The organism is Pectobacterium araliae (assembly GCF_037076465.1).
Classification (GTDB): domain Bacteria; phylum Pseudomonadota; class Gammaproteobacteria; order Enterobacterales; family Enterobacteriaceae; genus Pectobacterium; species Pectobacterium araliae.
This window is the reverse complement of record NZ_AP028908.1, coordinates 3696141-3711539: the sequence shown is the minus strand read 5'-3', so window position 1 is coordinate 3711539 and position 15399 is coordinate 3696141. Positions and strand designations below refer to the sequence as shown.

Below are 15399 nucleotides of genomic sequence, written 5' to 3'. Positions count from 1 at the left end.
GATGCAGGAAAACGCGTTTATCCGCGGCTACTCCCCTTGGCTGTCCACGCTCGGAGATGATGGCAGTACGATGATTACCCCAGCGTAAAGGGCTGCGGTATGATTGATAATCCTTTAATTAACAACGGTTAGCATGAGAGAGCCCTCTAGCAGAATGTTAGTGAACACACTTATTTTTCAGCCCATACGATCGTTGTCCTGGCATACAGGGTGTGATTCTCTATGCAACTAAGCACCCGTCAGGTTCGTGTTTACCGTCTTGCCAAAATTCTGGGGGCCGGCAAACCCGTTGCCGCCAAGCAGATCATCACGATGCTGGACTGTTCGGAACCCACGTTGACTCGGGTACTAAAAGAGTTGAGGAGTGCTTATTCCGCTGAGATAAAGTACAGCAAATCTCTGCATGCTTATCAGATGGTTCATCCCGGCCAGCTTGATAAAAAGGAACTGCGTCGTATGGCGCAAGCGCTTGAGTCCAATGCCGAGTTGAAAGAAGAAGGGACGGTTAGCCGGGTCTTTCTGGATAAAGAAAAAAAGAAGGCCGTTTCCCTGTCATTAAGGATGTCGGTGTTGCGTAAAATCGATACGCTGGCAGGTCTGAAAGACGTTACGCGCAGCGAAGCGGTGGAAATGCTGATCGGTAAATGTGCTGATGAACTGATTCGCACGTCTTTACCACCGCGAAAATAGCCCCACGTTTTCCCGTCACTCCCCTGAACGATCCCCCATTCAACCCTCTCAATTCTGCGGGTTGATGGTGCGCATTTTTTGTTGAGATAACAACCAGAAGGGTTATTATATCTCCATCATATTATGCATAAAGTGAATGGATTGATGATATGCGAAGACTCCCAGTCTATTTAGTGTTGGATACCTCTGGTTCAATGCACGGTGAGCCAATTGAAGCCGTCAAAAATGGGGTACAGACGTTACTCACGACGTTGCGACAAGATCCCTACGCGTTAGAAACTGCTTATGTTTCCGTTATTACCTTTGATACCTCAGCCCGCCAAGTTGTCCCGCTAACTGACCTGCTTAATTTCAAAACGCCCGATCTGGTCGCGAATGGCACGACCGCTCTAGGTGAAGCGCTATCGCTGGTGGCTCAAGCCATTGAACGCGAGGTTCAGAAAACCACGGCGGAAACGAAGGGTGACTGGCGTCCACTGGTCTTTATCATGACGGATGGCGCGCCAACGGATGATTGGCGTAAAGGTGTCGCTGATTTTAAGTCGGCGCGTACTGGCGTTGTTGTCGCCTGTGCCGCAGGGCAAGTCGCAGAAACAAAGGTTTTACAGGACGTTACCGAAATAGTCCTACAGCTTGATACGGCGGATTCGAACGCCATCAAGGCATTTTTCAAGTGGGTATCGGCGAGTATTTCTGTTGGAAGCCAAAAAGTGGAATCGGGTAAAAAAGACGTCATCGGTCTTGACGATCTCCCCCCTCCGCCGCCAGAAGTGAATGTAGTGCTCTAATTCTATTATCAAAAACAAGGAGACTGTATGTCAGTCAGTTTGCGTAAAGGACAAAGTGTTAGCCTCAAGAAAAATGAATTTGATCTCTCCTCTGTCACCATCGGTCTGGGCTGGGACATTAGCGAAGAGAAAAAAGGCTTCCTGGGGGGGATATTTGGTAAGAAAACAGAAGATGAGTATGATCTCGATGTGATCGCTTTCCTGTGTAATGCTGAAGGAAAAGTGGTTGATTTGGGTCAGATAGAAGAGGGTCGACCCACGTTGGATAACGGGGATGTGATCTTTTTCAATAACCAGCGGCACCATTCAGGTCAAATCTGGTTAACTGGCGACAACCGCACCGGAGCGGGGGATGGCGACGATGAGCAAATCATCGCTAATCTGAATACGCTGGATGCCAAATACGAAAAAATTGTTTTTATCGTCCAAATATATAACGGTCGGGAACAGCAACAGCATTTTGGTAAAGTGAAGAATGCGTTTATCCGCGCTGTTGATGCTAATAATGTCGAAATGGCGCGTTTTGATCTTTCCGGCGGGCCTGCGTTTAACCAACAATTCTCGATGGTATTTGCTGAACTGGTACGCGAAGGTACGGGTTGGAAACTCAGCGCTATCGGTGAGCCTTCCGATTCAGATAGCTTTATTACGCATTTAAAGAGCTACCTGTAAATGAGGCGGCTACCTGTTTATCTCTTGATTGATACTTCAGGCTCAATGCGCGGCGAGTCCATTCATGCGGTCAATGTCGGGATTCAGGCCATGCTAAGCGCATTGCGTCAGGATCCTTACGCGCTAGAAAGCGTCCACATCTCGATCATCACCTACGACAATGACGCGCGAGAGTTTATCCCCTTGACGCCGCTGGAAGATTTCCAGTTTACCGATATTGTGGTTCCCAGCGCGGGTGGCACCTTTACGGGAGCGGCACTTGAGTGTTTGATCCAGTCAGTCGATCGCGATATTAAACGCTCTGATGGCGATCAGAAAGGTGACTGGCGTCCTCTGGTATTCCTCATGACGGACGGTAGCCCCTCTGACGCCTATGCGTATGATGAGGCGGTGACCGAAGTCAAAAAACGCGCCTTCGGTTCGATCATTGCCTGTGCGGTTGGGCCGAAAGCCAAGCATGAACACCTTAAGAAACTGACCAACCAAGTGGTGGCGTTAGAAACGCTGGACTCTACGGCGTTTGCGGGTTTCTTCAAATGGGTTTCTGAGAGCGTGGCATCCGGTAGCACCAGCTCCGGCGTCACGGCGGGTCAGGATAACCTCCCGCCACCACCTCCTGAAATACAGCTGGTTCTGTGATGTCAAGGCAGGGCTCTCGATAGGGGATCCTGCCTTTTATTTTTGCTGTAAGCGATCACATTCAAACTCATAGAAGCGCTTGCCGCGAAAGTTATTCGCTTAATAAAGGCTATCCGCTTAATAAAGGTGTCTGTTATGAGACGACTACCCGTTTTCTTCGTTCTCGACTGCTCGGAGTCGATGATTGGGGATAATCTGAAGAAAATGAACGATGGCCTACAGGCTATCGTGAGCGATTTGAAAAAAGATCCTCATGCCCTCGAAACAGCATGGATTTCCGTCATTGCTTTCGCCGGTGTGGCGCAAACCATCGTTCCTTTGGTGGAGGTCGTATCATTCTATCCACCGCGTCTGCCGTTAGGCGGCGGCACCAGCCTTGGCGCTGCGCTACGGGAATTGACTAAACAGATCGATGAACAAGTAAGAAAGACGACGCGGGAGCGTAAAGGCGACTGGAAACCTGTGGTCTATCTGCTGACAGATGGCCGCCCGACGGATGATACCGCACCGGAGATTACACGGTGGAAACAGCACTACGCCAATAAGGTCAACCTGATCGCTATTGGTTTGGGAGCCTCTGCCGATTTGAATACATTGCGCCAACTCACCGAAAATGTATTGCTGTTTACTGAGGCGCAAGAAGGGGATTTCACCCGTTTTATCAAATGGATAACCGCCTCTGTTACTGCCCATAGCCGTAGCGTCGGGGAGGATGCGCCCCCGTTGTTGTCGAATAATGAGTCTATTGTTCGGCTGGCTAAGGATGAGGTCGCGCGGGCGTATGATGAGAACTGTGTCATTCTGGTTGGTCGCTGCAATAAATCGCGCCGCCCCTATCTGATGAAATATGAGCGCCCCAACGTTAATCTGTCCTCCCTCAATTTCAAGCTCAATATCAACGGATTTAATCTGGCGGGCTGTTTTCCGATAGATGAAGATTATTTTGCCTGGAGTGATGCCAGAGCCTCTGCGTTGCAAGTAAACACGAGCGAATTACACGGTGCGCCGGGTTGCCCCCACTGCGGTAATGCCAGTGCCTTTGCGATGTGTTCCTGCGGAAAATTGCTGTGCATCAACGGGCCAGAAACTGTGATATGCCCATGGTGCAATAATAACATTAGCTTTAGTGAAAACGGCGGTGTGGAAGATTTCGATGTCAATCGCGGGAGGGGCTAATGGATATTGATGTTCGTCTGGATCGCCAGATCTTCGCGCTGATTTTGCAACAGGCAGGAAAAACGCTTCCCTGCGCTGATGTTAACGCGTGGGACGATGATGCTGAGCTGCGCGCACTGTTAGACAAACTGCGTGAACAGGTCATGCTCAAAGCGGAAAGTATCGCGCTGCCTTTTGCTATTGCAGAAAGCGACGATGCTACAGAAGGCGATGATGCTACAGGACATAATGACTTGCAGGCCGTGAAGCCTGACGCTGTTGAATCTTTGGATGCACCGAAGGACGCTCTGCCGGATGCCGTGGAGATATCACAGGATATGGCCACCGCATCGGTACAGGACGAGGTTATTCCTCCTGAGATCGCGGTGCCAGAGGCAGTAGAGCCACCGCCGATGCCTGTGGAACAGGAGAAAGCGGAAAAAGCACAATGGGAAACGATGCCGTTTGCGGAATTGAATGCGGCGCAAAGTCACCCCGCCACGGTAAATGCGCTAAAACCTGGGCAAGTTCCCACGCCTAACCTGAATCATAAGGCACCTCCAGCGGCGGTGAGTTTGCCACAGGCAAAAATTAATATCGCTAATGCCCGCGTCGGTACACCCTTTAACTCACCCATCGAGATTAGCCTGGATAACGGGATGAGGCCTGATGTGCAGGAGGTGGTGTTTAGCGAGGCTGTCGGGTTGCAATTCGACCGAGAGACTGCTGCGTTGGTAGGCGTGCCGACACGAAGTGGTGATTGGGAAATTGCTGTCCACTGGTCATGCGGAACCGCGACGGTGGGAGTCACAACGGTGCTCTTGATCGTGAATCCCGATCCGCGCAGCCTATGGAAAATTATCGATCCCCCCGCAGACGATCGTTATTTTAAAGCGAATATGGCGCAACAGGCGATCCGGCAACCGGGCGTTAACATCGCAGCCGCCAGCCGCCGAGGACGTTCGCATGAACATGTCGGTACGTTTCGTGATGATGACTATTTTATCGCTCACGATAATGACAGCGGTTGGAGTGTCTTGTTGGTTGCTGATGGCGCTGGGAGTGCAAAAAATTCTCGGCAGGGATCGCGGCTGGTCACGACCGTGGTTGGCGACTATTTAGCGCGGCAACTGGCAGGGGAGTCGGCATCAGGGTTAAAGCGCGCGATCGCCGATTGGACGCCGGAAGATCAGCGGGAGGTCGGCACCTTCTTTGTCAGCCAATTTCATAAGGCCGCCCAGCTTGCGGTGCATAAGATCCACGGCGAAGCGCTGGAAACGAATGAAAGCATCAAATCCTACTCCACCACGCTGTTAGCGACGGTGGCGTTACGCACTGATGATGGGTTGTTTGCCGCGTCGTTCTGGTTAGGAGACGGTGCTATCGCCGCCTATGGCCCAGCGGGGAAAGTCCGTCTATTAGGTATGCCGGATAGTGGTGAATATGCTGGGCAAACCCGCTTTCTGGATCAGGATGCCGTACAGGATCCTCAATTTAGTAAGCGCGTCATTATTGGTAAATGGAGTGAGATCTCGCACCTGATCCTGATGACCGATGGGGTATCCGATCCGTATTTTGAAACGGATAACGGGCTACAAAACGCGGCAAAATGGGATGCACTGATTGCCGACATTGCTCCTTACCTGAATAACGACGAACACGCGGCAGAACAGTTGACGGAGTGGCTAAACTTTTTCTCGCCCGGAAACCATGATGACCGGACGATTGTCGTGGCATGGTGAGTCTCAGAAATGGATTGCTGGTGATAATAAATGGCTAATATTATTAGTTGTACCACCCGAGATGGCGAGCTCGTCCAGTACGTTGACGAAGTCATCGGTTCGGGTTCGATGAAAGATGTCTATTTCTCTCCTGACAAGACCTACGTGGTGGCTTTCTATAAAAAGCCACAGAATGAGCAGGCGAAAGAGCGAATTGCGATGATCACCGGTCGCTATCGGCAAAGTATTTTTGAACAGGCGGGCGGCGAGTATTGGCAAGACCTGTTCTGCTGGCCGACCAGCGTGGTTGAGCATGAGGGGCGAATCGGCATTGTGGTGCCAACCTACCATAGCCACTTTTTCTTTAAGTATGGTTCCAAGAATAATGATTTTTTGGGCATCAAAGGGCGAGAAAAAGAAGGGAAATGGTTCGCCAGTGCGAATAACCAGAACAAATTTCTCGATCCGCGTGAGCGCGGTAACTTGCTGAATTACCTAAAAGTCTGCTTGCTATTGACCCGGGCAGTGCGGCGCATGCACGCTGCGGGTCTGTGCCACAGCGATCTGAGCTATAAGAACGTGCTGGTGGATCCCGAAGCGGGTCATGCCTGCGTGATTGATATTGATGGTCTGGTGGTGCCGGGGAAATATCCGCCGGATGTCGTGGGTACGCCGGACTTTATTGCTCCAGAAGTGGTGAAAACGACGCATCTGGCGAAAGAAGATGCCAATCGGATTTTGCCTAGCATCAGTACCGATCGCCATGCGTTAGCCGTCTTGATCTACATGTATCTGCTTTATCGGCACCCGCTACGGGGCGGTAAAATTCATGATATGGATGATGAGATGCGGGACGAATCCCTGTCCATGGGAGAAAGGGCGCTGTTTATCGAACATCCAACAGACCGTAGCAATGCGGTTAAGCTCAGCCAAATCAGTCCGTCGTCCTTGCCATGGGCGGATACGGATAAGATCCCCTTTACCATTCTGGGGCCTTATCTTACGCCTCTGTTTGAGAAAGCGTTTATTACCGGTTTACATGAACCAACCAAGCGTCCGACAGCGGATGAGTGGGAAACAGCACTGGTGAAAACGGTCGATCTTATCCAGCCGTGCCAGAACTCAGCGTGCGAACAGAAATGGTATGTCTTTTCGGGTAAGACTCAGCCCTCGTGCCCTTATTGCGGTACGCCGTATAAAGGCAAGCTGCCGATACTCAACCTGTATTCTTCGCGTAAAACAGGAAGCTATCGCCCGGATGACCACCGTTTAATGGTCTGGAACGGCCAGTCTCTGTATGCCTGGCATGTTAATCGCCTGATTGCCCCAAATGAGCGCACAACATCAGAACAAAAGAAACGTGTGGGTTATTTTGTCTTTCATAATGACCAATGGTGGCTGGTAAATGAAGGCATTGATGAGCTGATGTCGTTACCCGATAAACAGAAGGTCGCAATAGGGGATAAACTGGCGTTAACGGACGGCGCACAGTTTGTGCTTTCCACCCAAGAGGGGGGAAGGCTGGTAGTGGTGCAATTGGTATCCAATTAACACGGTGTTGTACTGACGATGTGTATAAGGTTAAGGGTCGCGATGGTGAATCGCGACCCTTACTTATTTCTGCTGGCACAGGGTGTTGGGCGGAATGCCGCTTACTTCATGCTGGTGGCAAGGGTATCGACGTTGTGCTTAAACGCTGCGGTGTAAGTTGACGCGGGGCCGGATGAATCAGTCAGCGCTTCCGGGTACAGTTCACCGCCGGGCTGCGCGCCGCTGGCATTAGCGATTTGCTTCACCAGGCGGCCATCGGTCTGGTTTTCAATGAAGTAGCTTTTCACTTTCTCTTGCTTGATTTGCTTAATCAGCGAGGCCACTTTCTTGCTGCTGGCTTCCGACTCGGTAGAGTAGCCTACTGGCGACAGGAACGTCACGCCGTAGGCCTGGCTGAAGTAGCCGAACGCATCATGGCTGGTCAGCACTTTACGTTTTTCTGGCGGAATGTCGGCAAAAGTTTTCTTCGCGTAGCGATCCAACTCCTGTAGCTGTTTGATGTAGGTTTCACCCTGCTGACGATAGTAATCGGCATTGGCAGGATCGGCTTTTGCCAGCGCATTGACGATGTTGTGTGCATAGATCACGCCGTTGCCCATGCTGTTCCAGGCATGCGGATCGGTTTCCGTTTTGCCGTCTTCCACCATCGAGCGGGTTTCAATGCCGTTGGATGCCGTGATGACCTCACCACGGTAGCCGGAGGCAGTAACCAGTCGATCGATCCACCCTTCCAGCCCCAGCCCGTTAACGAAAACCAGATCGGCGTTAGCCAGCGTTTTGCTGTCTTTTGGCGACGGTTCAAACTCATGCGGATCGCCATTGGGTTTCACCAGATCGGTTACGGTCACGCGATCGCCACCGATGTGGCTGACCATATCGCCCAGTACGGAAAAGCTGGCGACAACATCAAGGTTCTTTGCCATCGCCAGTGGGCTAAGCAGCAGGCCGGATAACGCAATAGCTAACAGTGAACGTTTCATTTTTTCCTCACAGACAGTTGCAGATAACGAGATTCATCGGTCACCGACGCAGGCGTAACAGCCCACCGTGGTAACCAACGCAGACCGAGAAACAGAAGAACAGTGTCATCGTCAGGATGATGGCAGGCCCGGCGGGCAACTCGGCATAGTAAGACCACAGCAGCCCGATCAGGCTGGCGAGCATCCCTTGCAGCACCGCAATGCCGAGCATGACGGGCAGGCGCTGCGTCCAGAAGCGTGCGCTGGCGGCAGGCAGCATCATCATGCCGACGGTCATTAGCGTGCCTAACAATTGGAATCCTGCGACCAGATTCAGCACCACCAGCGACAGAAACAGACCGTGGATCAACGCCCGATATCGCCCTGAACTGATGCGCAGGAAGGTCACGTCAAACGATTCAATCACCAGCGCCCGATAGAGAGCGGCCAGCACCAGCAAGGAGGTCGATCCGATCAGCGCAATGTCGATCAGTGCGGCGCGATCCACCGCCAGAATCGATCCGAACAGCACATGTAGCAGATCGACGCTGGAGCCGCGTAGTGACACCAGCGTGACGCCGAGCGCTAGCGAGCCGAGGTAAAATCCGGCAAAGCTGGCGTCCTCTTTCAATTCCGTGTGGCGGGTGACGAAGCCAGACAGCATGGCGACGGACAGCCCAGCAATGAAGCCGCCAATGCCCATCGCCAGCAGCGACATCCCCGAGATGAGGTAGCCGATGGCGACGCCAGGTAACACCGCGTGTGACAGCGCATCACCAATTAGGCTCATGCGCCGCAACAGCAGGAAACAACCCAGCGGTGCGGCACTCAGCGTGAGTACCAGGCAGCCGACCAGCGCACGACGCATAAAACCGAATTCGGCAAAAGGAGAAGTAATAAGATGAAGTAGCATCATGACGTGACGATCCTAAGCGTTGGCGTATCGCTGTCGGACTTGCGCAGGCTATGTAATATGGGTTGGGCATCTCCCCAACGATGGCCGTTCTGGGTAAGTTGCAAGATAGTGGGAAAGTGCTGCCCAACCAGTTCCATATCGTGCAACACGGTAAGAATGGTTCTGCCTTCGGCGTGAAGCTGCTCGATAATCTGTAACAGCGTCTGCGTGGTCTGGCTATCGACGCCAGTAAAAGGCTCATCCAGCAGAATGATGGGAGCCTGTGTCAGCAGCAGCCGAGCGAAGAGCACGCGCTGTAGCTGCCCGCCGGACAGGACGCCAATATGCCGATCGGCGAAATCTCTCATTGAGACAGCATCAAGCGCATCAATGGCTTTGCGGTGCCAGTTGGCGTTAATACTCCGTAACAATCCGCGGTGGGGAAGTGAACCCATCAGCACCAGATCGCGCACGTTAATAGGAAACTGGCGATCGAATTCGGAGAGCTGGGGTAAATAACCGATAGCGTTTTTTTGGCTGCCATTACCAAGGCTAAACGTGCCAGAAAGCGGCGGCAGCAGGTTTGCCAGCGTTTTCAACAGGGTGGACTTCCCCGTACCGTTCGCGCCGATAATTGCCGTCAGCGAACCCTGATGAAAGCACCCACTGAGCGTACCTAATGGCGGTTGGCCACGGTAGCCAAAAGCCAGTTCCTGTAGGGTAATCATGGCAACATCACCGCCCACCCGACTAATAGCCACAACAGCACCAACAGCAGGGAAACCAGTAACACGCGCTTCGGCACAGAGAGGGAATAAAAACTTGTCATTGTCATCGATAAAAGTTGATTTGTTATATTATAACATATCATTTTTTGGCGATGACGACAGAGGGAATCGGTAAAAAATTATGTAAGTCGATTAGGTTTGGTTTGGGGGAATATTTCGTGCGCTTCAAACATTGTTATCTTCATGCTACGTCGTAGCACGCGCCCGACATAGGGGGCTCAAACGCCAGCCCCCTATGAACCCCGGCTTTTGGCGGAAATTATGCCGCTAAAGCGGTACCTTCGGTGCCCATGCCCGCTTTTCGAGCCGCCAGTGACGCGTTCCCGACGCGGCACTGGCTTTCGCGGCATCCATGCCGCTCACTCGGCGTTCATGTTCACCTCAGCATAATTTTTTACGCCGTGAGGAGAAGATTCGTGAGCGGTGTGAGGTGGTTGAGTTTTTTCAGTCGAATGGCGCACGAAGCCTCCCCGAAAGAGAAAATCTTATACTGTTAAAAAATTCCCCTGCATATCAACCACAAAGCGAGTAGCAGGCTCGTCATTAATATAACCGGCGAGGATTTTCAGCATCAGGCCGAAGCGGTATTGCAGGCTGTCCGGCGGCAGCGTGGCCGTTGGCGTGTAGGCCGCCAGCAGTGCGCGGTACTGCTTCACCCGTGCAGTTGGAATATCCTGCCAGGCGAGATCGCTGCCGTTGCGCAGGCAGTACCAGTCGGTCACCAGCGTGAGCAGCGAAATATCCTGTAACCCCTCTGTGCCTGTGATCGCCTTCGGTTTTCGCTGGGCGGCATCGGGTAGCGCTTTGGCGCCGAGCGGTTCCTGTTGCTGCGCAATCCACAGCAGATCGGCGCAGTTTAGGGTATTGATGAGAGGCGATAAATCTTCCGGCCAGTCTTTCACCAGAAAACGCTGGCGTACCAGTAGCGCCAGATGATGGTGCAGGAAATCGTAATAATCGTGGCTTTTCAGAATGTCGCCCAGCGGCTCACCGGTGCGATCCAACTCTTTCTGATAAAACGGGAACAGGTGGTTGAACTGCGGCACGTTGCGCAGCACCAGCGTATCAATGTCCACTCGGTCACTGTGCAGCGTCGCCAGCTTCATAGCGGGCGGGTAAGCGGCTAGCGACGGCACGGCGACATTCACCAGCGTGCCTTGCGAGCCGCGATATACGCCAGTGTCGTTGACGTGCAGGTGGCCGCTGAAGTGCAGACGGATACCCGCCGCCAGCGCCTGTTCAGCAACCTCTGGGCGTGGTGTCCGTTTAATGAAGCTGTTGCTGCCAAAGAGCTGCCTTTCATCTTCTAGTGTGTCGTCAAGGAAATCGACCAGTGGATAGTGCGAGAACACCAGCAGCTTCTTGTTCTGCGCTTTCGCCCGTTGCACTACCGATTTCACCCACGGCAACATGAACGGCTTTTCCGTCAACAAGGCGTTCCAGCCCGTGTCGCTGCTGGTGGAGTAGCCTTTGATCTCCTCACGTTTTTCCGAGCCGTTTTTAACCTGATACACGTTGGCATCAATGGAAAGCAGCCACAGTCCGGCTTCCGGCTCCACCAGATAGGACGCGTCTACGATGTTCCACTGTTTGCTGCCGTCCGGCGAGCGAGCGAGGTACTGACGTTTACTGAGTTCATCGCTGTCACCAAACGGCGTTTCCCAGTGCAAAAAATCGTCGCGTTTAAAGAAGCCAAACGGCTTCATTAGCGGCAAGCCGCGCTCATAGCCGAGCGCCTGCATCTTGGCCGTGACAATCAACGATTTTGCATCACCGAGTTTGACGTCGGATTTGCTGCTCAGCATGGTGCTGCTGCCGTCGGCATTGAGCATTCTCTCCGAGGAGTCATCTCCCTGTGGGCGATTAACGTCGTGGTTGCCCGGCGTGGCGAAGAAGCGCATACCGTGACGCTGCTCATACTGCGTCAGAATGGCGGCAATGCCTTCAACGGTAGGCTGTTGGCCGTCATCAGAATAATCGCCGGACAGCACGATGTATTTCACCTGCTGTTTTGCTAGTTCGTCCAGCGCCGCCAGCAGCGCAAAGTAGGGTTCGTTGAAGATGCGGGTCGAATTTACCGAATCTTTCAGGGTGCGAATGGTCAGCTTCTTTCCGGTCTGCGCATCGGGCAGGCCGTCGAAATCGTAATTGCCATAGATATTGTGGACGTGAACATCCGAAATAATGGCAATGCGTAGCGGCCCAGCGGGTACGGCTGATTCACTGTTAGCGTGAAAAAAGCCCCCAGCTAGCGTAATGGCGCTTCCTGCACCGAGCTTGACGAAGGTTCTGCGAGTGAGTGATGTCATTGATGTCTCCGGCATTATTTATTTTTTATAACGGATGGCTGTATAACGCATAATCATGACAGGCAATCAATCGTGCGCCGTCGAGTGCATCGCCCATTGGGGCGGCGAGGTAGGATTGCCATTTGGACGGTAGCCACGGGCGAATATGTAAGCCGATGCTGCCCATGAGTGATAGGCGGGGAGGCGTGTGGCGCGCCACGGCTTCCAGTAGCAGACAAATTTCACTGGCCGTCTGCGCCAGTAGCGCGTGAGAAACGGTATCCTTCTGCTGAGCGCAGTCAAATACGTGGCGGGCGAACTGCGCATAGTCGCCCGGTTTCGCCTGCTGGCTAAACCGCTGTAGCGCGTCGAGCGTGTTGGCTGCCTGTATGTGTGTTGCGCTGGCAGAAAAGAAATCGTCAATACGCTGACTGAGCGCAGACGGTGTGCACCAGCCTTGCAGCACATCATAGGTATGTTGCAGTGCCGCCAGCCCAAGACGTGCGCCGCTGCCCTGATCGGAAATCGGGAACTCATGGCCGCCGTAGGCGGTAATCGTCTGGTTTTGCCACGCCAGCCCGCAGGAGCCCGTTCCGGCAATCACAACGCCTGCATCCTCACCTTGATTGACGGCCAGACAGGCACCCAGTGCATCGGTATTGAGCACCTGAGCGGCGTATGGATGCGGCAACGCCAGAAATGCCTCGTAGGCAGCGCGATGTTCCGCGCTGGCGAGTGCCAGCCCGACTTTCAGCCGGGATACGTCATTCGGTGAAAAACCGCTGTGCTTCAATGCCTGTGTGATGGCGCCGTCCACCGACTGACGGACGTTCTTCACGCCGAGTAGCAGATTGGCACGACCGCCGTGCCCTTGTCCGAGCGGCGTACCGTCTGCCTGATAAATCCGCGCCCGACAGCCTGTACCTCCGCCATCCACGCCAGCATAGAGCCATGTTGTCATGATGCGCTCGCTCCTGAATCCAGATAGGGAAGGCAGGCTGCTGCCAGATCGCCGCTGAGAAAAACCGCGTCGCGCTGTGATTCTGGCAGGCGGGCGAGCAGTTGGGTTAGCTCACCCGCGCAGCGGGTCAGTAGCTGCACCGCCAGCGCATCCTGCGGGTGCGCCAGCACAACACGCCCAAGCGTAGTGTAGTCAGCGGCCTGCGCCTGCTTTGACCAGTCGATCACCCTATCGATATGCTTATCGAAATGTAGGAACAGCGCTTCACTGAGTGGCGTCAGCGGGGTGATGCCTTCAACCGCCTGAAGCATCTCTTGTACCGCCCACAGCCCCAGCCGCGACAGGCTGGCTGGGTTGCCGATGGGAAAGCTCTCGCCGCCGCGGCAGGTCAGGAGGCCGTCATGCCAGTGCAGCAGCCGGGTAAAACCGCCGGTGACCAGCAGATAGCGGCTTTGTCCCGGCCAGCGCCGTTCGCACAACACACTCTCCTGCGTGCGATCAAAAGGGCGATCGCCATCAATGCCGATCTCCCTCAGTTGCCCTTTCACGGTGCGTTTTTCCGCTGTTGTTGATTGGTCGCGATTGTTTCGTTGAGGCGTTTCACATCGTTTGAGGTCAGGCGCAGATACTCATCAAACGACACCTGATCGTTCAGGTATTGGGTAAAGCGCGTCAGGATGATGGGATACAGTTCGTTCGCGCCCAGGCTTTCCATGCGTTCCCAATCAAAAACGTAAGACGGGATCTTTTTGATCTCTTCGCGCGCGGTGTTCAAACCGTCGATCACGTGCTTATCTTTGGTCTGGTAGTGCAGATCGGTAATATCGGCACCGACAATGATATTGAAGCGTTCAGCGATCTCACGTTGCAGCGGTTCGCTGCCTAGCCACTCCATGAATTCGGCGACTTCCTGCGGGTGTTTGGTGGTGGTAAACGGCATGATGAAGGTCGCGCCGCCCATCGAAATACACTTCTCTTTGCAAGGCGCGGGCAGCACTTTCCAGTCAAAACCGTCGCCAATCTGCTTACTGAATTGGTTCAATAGCCAGTTGCCGGAGAAATAGGTCACGATGTTGCCGTTCACGAAATCGTCCGCCATGCTCTTGTACTGACCGCCGCCCGCAGCGCCCCACATTTCGCGTGGGAACACCCCTTCATCCGACCAGCGTTTCAGATCTTTAATCCACTGCTGCGCTGCCGCATCTGGGAAGTTGATCAGCCCGTCTTTATCGTAACGTGCGCCGTAAGAGTAGGCGGGGCCGGAGAAGCGGAAGCCGCTGCGGTCGATGGTGAAGGGGATATGCACGCCGGTTTTTTCCGCGACCAGCTTCGAGGCTTTCATCAAATCATCAATCGTGTAGCCCGGCTGCGGTAGTGGAACGCCTGCCTGTTCAAACAGCGTCACGTTAATGAACGGCAGGTCAGCAGTCCAAGAGGCGACAAAACCCGGCAGCGCATCCGCTTTATGCACGCCTTTCACGCGCATGATTTTTTCGATACCCGCGCTGTAGCGTTTCTCAAAGGCGGCAGGGTCTTTCAGGTAGGGGCGCAAATCCAGTGTATAGCCGAGCAGTCCCATCTGGGTGGTTTTAGCAATATCGGGGCCTAAGCCCGCCGCCAACTGCATTGGCAGCTGTGTTTGCAGCGCGTTATAGCCGGTGCTGACGAAATTCACATCGATGCGTTCATTACTGTGGGAGAAGGATTTAACTTTCTGCTCCATGAAATGCACTAATTCGGGATCGTCGTCACTATATAAAAATGTTATTTGCGTTTTGGCGGCTAACGCGCTGTTGCTGAATAACCCCAGTGCAAGGGCGGAAAAAAATAACGCGGTGTTGGGACGTATCATAAACATCTCCACATCATAGGTTTGATTTATGTATGAAATACCCTGGTTGTTGGCAATAGGCTTATTTTATTCCTGACATTTATTCTGTGTTCTGGTTAATGCAAATTTGCATTAATTTGTCATTTTTATTATGCAATCATGGACAGAAGCACGACTGATTTATGTGAAGCAGGTTAAAGATATTTTAAATGTTGGTTTAAATAAAGTATTTTTGTGATATTAATCACATATATAAATATGAGAATCTTATTTATTAATGCGAAATGTCAACAAATGAATGCAAACAATAATTTAATGCAAATTTGCATTCTGATTGCGATGTTACGGTGCAGGAAATATTTCGACGCCCTAAATATTGGCAGCGTGTGCACAGTGAAAGTGCAAATAAGTTCAGTCATATGTTTTCGTTATTTTATTTGTCAAAACCGTAAACAGGATTC

At 52.8% G+C, this 15399-nt stretch carries 14 protein-coding genes; 7 read left to right on the top strand and 7 right to left on the bottom strand.

The annotated features are described in order from the left end of the window. Positions 1 to 222: 222 nt before the first annotated feature. The 7 genes from AACH44_RS16810 (at position 223) to AACH44_RS16780 (ending at position 7216) form a co-directional block, all read left to right on the top strand. The gene (locus tag AACH44_RS16810) at positions 223 to 690 is read left to right on the top strand and encodes a tellurium resistance protein TerW (protein ID WP_261847044.1); all 468 of its coding nucleotides are present in this window, start codon (positions 223 to 225) and stop codon (positions 688 to 690) included. 149 nt (positions 691 to 839) lie between these two features. After that, complete coding sequence (locus AACH44_RS16805) at positions 840 to 1478, top strand: vWA domain-containing protein (RefSeq protein WP_261847043.1); 639 nt, start codon at positions 840 to 842, stop codon at positions 1476 to 1478. Between the two features lie 27 nt (positions 1479 to 1505). Further along, a complete protein-coding gene (locus AACH44_RS16800) occupies positions 1506 to 2150 on the top strand; it encodes a TerD family protein (RefSeq protein WP_338659336.1) in 645 nt (214 codons plus the stop codon). Further along, positions 2151 to 2789: a vWA domain-containing protein gene (locus tag AACH44_RS16795; protein ID WP_261847041.1), complete on the top strand. Its 639-nt coding sequence runs from the start codon at positions 2151 to 2153 to the stop codon at positions 2787 to 2789. Positions 2790 to 2924: 135 nt separating this feature from the next. Then, positions 2925 to 3965, top strand: a complete 1041-nt coding sequence (locus AACH44_RS16790; RefSeq protein ID WP_261847040.1) for a TerY-C metal binding domain-containing protein — start codon at positions 2925 to 2927, stop codon at positions 3963 to 3965. Further along, complete coding sequence (locus AACH44_RS16785; RefSeq protein ID WP_261847039.1) at positions 3965 to 5686, top strand: PP2C family serine/threonine-protein phosphatase; 1722 nt, start codon at positions 3965 to 3967, stop codon at positions 5684 to 5686. The genes AACH44_RS16790 and AACH44_RS16785 overlap by 1 nt, the downstream gene beginning before the upstream one ends. A gap of 30 nt (positions 5687 to 5716) precedes the next feature. Then, on the top strand, positions 5717 to 7216 hold the full coding sequence (locus AACH44_RS16780; RefSeq protein ID WP_261847038.1) for a helix-hairpin-helix domain-containing protein: 1500 nt from the start codon (positions 5717 to 5719) through the stop codon (positions 7214 to 7216). Between the two features lie 101 nt (positions 7217 to 7317). On the opposite strand, the gene AACH44_RS16775 is transcribed toward AACH44_RS16780, so the two are convergent. The 7 genes from AACH44_RS16775 to AACH44_RS16745 all read right to left on the bottom strand — a co-directional run bounded on the left by AACH44_RS16775 (position 7318) and on the right by AACH44_RS16745 (position 14959). After that, positions 7318 to 8196, bottom strand: coding sequence for a metal ABC transporter substrate-binding protein (locus tag AACH44_RS16775; protein WP_261847037.1), 879 nt, complete (start codon positions 8194 to 8196; stop codon positions 7318 to 7320). A gap of 40 nt (positions 8197 to 8236) precedes the next feature. Continuing rightward, a complete protein-coding gene (locus tag AACH44_RS16770; protein ID WP_261847036.1) occupies positions 8237 to 9091 on the bottom strand; it encodes a metal ABC transporter permease in 855 nt (284 codons plus the stop codon). Beyond that, the gene (locus AACH44_RS16765) at positions 9088 to 9798 is read right to left on the bottom strand and encodes a metal ABC transporter ATP-binding protein (RefSeq protein ID WP_261847113.1); all 711 of its coding nucleotides are present in this window, start codon (positions 9796 to 9798) and stop codon (positions 9088 to 9090) included. The genes AACH44_RS16770 and AACH44_RS16765 overlap by 4 nt, the downstream gene beginning before the upstream one ends. A gap of 545 nt (positions 9799 to 10343) precedes the next feature. After that, positions 10344 to 12167 carry a metallophosphoesterase family protein gene (locus AACH44_RS16760; protein WP_261847035.1) on the bottom strand — a complete coding sequence of 608 codons (1824 nt, stop codon included), beginning with the start codon at positions 12165 to 12167 and terminating at the stop codon, positions 10344 to 10346. Positions 12168 to 12192: 25 nt separating this feature from the next. Then, positions 12193 to 13107 (bottom strand): BadF/BadG/BcrA/BcrD ATPase family protein, encoded by a 915-nt coding sequence (locus AACH44_RS16755; protein WP_261847034.1) that lies wholly within the window; start codon positions 13105 to 13107, stop codon positions 12193 to 12195. After that, complete coding sequence (locus AACH44_RS16750; RefSeq protein ID WP_261847033.1) at positions 13104 to 13655, bottom strand: glucosamine kinase; 552 nt, start codon at positions 13653 to 13655, stop codon at positions 13104 to 13106. The genes AACH44_RS16755 and AACH44_RS16750 overlap by 4 nt, the downstream gene beginning before the upstream one ends. Continuing rightward, positions 13652 to 14959, bottom strand: coding sequence for an ABC transporter substrate-binding protein (locus AACH44_RS16745; RefSeq protein ID WP_261847032.1), 1308 nt, complete (start codon positions 14957 to 14959; stop codon positions 13652 to 13654). Before AACH44_RS16745 ends, AACH44_RS16750 begins: the two co-directional genes overlap by 4 nt. Between the last annotated feature and the right edge of the window lie 440 nt (positions 14960 to 15399).

Bases quoted from the DNA above. Each gene is read 5' to 3' on its own strand.
- AACH44_RS16795 (WP_261847041.1), top strand. From the start codon at position 2,151: ATGAGGCGGCTACCTGTTTATCTCTTGATTGATACTTCAGGCTCAATG.
- AACH44_RS16800 (WP_338659336.1), top strand. From the start codon at position 1,506: ATGTCAGTCAGTTTGCGTAAAGGACAAAGTGTTAGCCTCAAGAAAAAT.
- AACH44_RS16790 (WP_261847040.1), top strand. From the start codon at position 2,925: ATGAGACGACTACCCGTTTTCTTCGTTCTCGACTGCTCGGAGTCGATG.
- AACH44_RS16810 (WP_261847044.1), top strand. From the start codon at position 223: ATGCAACTAAGCACCCGTCAGGTTCGTGTTTACCGTCTTGCCAAAATT.
- AACH44_RS16780 (WP_261847038.1), top strand. From the start codon at position 5,717: ATGGCTAATATTATTAGTTGTACCACCCGAGATGGCGAGCTCGTCCAG.
- AACH44_RS16785 (WP_261847039.1), top strand. From the start codon at position 3,965: ATGGATATTGATGTTCGTCTGGATCGCCAGATCTTCGCGCTGATTTTG.
- AACH44_RS16805 (WP_261847043.1), top strand. From the start codon at position 840: ATGCGAAGACTCCCAGTCTATTTAGTGTTGGATACCTCTGGTTCAATG.
- AACH44_RS16765 (WP_261847113.1), bottom strand. From the start codon at position 9,798: ATGATTACCCTACAGGAACTGGCTTTTGGCTACCGTGGCCAACCGCCA.
- AACH44_RS16755 (WP_261847034.1), bottom strand. From the start codon at position 13,107: ATGACAACATGGCTCTATGCTGGCGTGGATGGCGGAGGTACAGGCTGT.
- AACH44_RS16770 (WP_261847036.1), bottom strand. From the start codon at position 9,091: ATGATGCTACTTCATCTTATTACTTCTCCTTTTGCCGAATTCGGTTTT.
- AACH44_RS16775 (WP_261847037.1), bottom strand. From the start codon at position 8,196: ATGAAACGTTCACTGTTAGCTATTGCGTTATCCGGCCTGCTGCTTAGC.
- AACH44_RS16760 (WP_261847035.1), bottom strand. From the start codon at position 12,167: ATGACATCACTCACTCGCAGAACCTTCGTCAAGCTCGGTGCAGGAAGC.
- AACH44_RS16745 (WP_261847032.1), bottom strand. From the start codon at position 14,959: ATGATACGTCCCAACACCGCGTTATTTTTTTCCGCCCTTGCACTGGGG.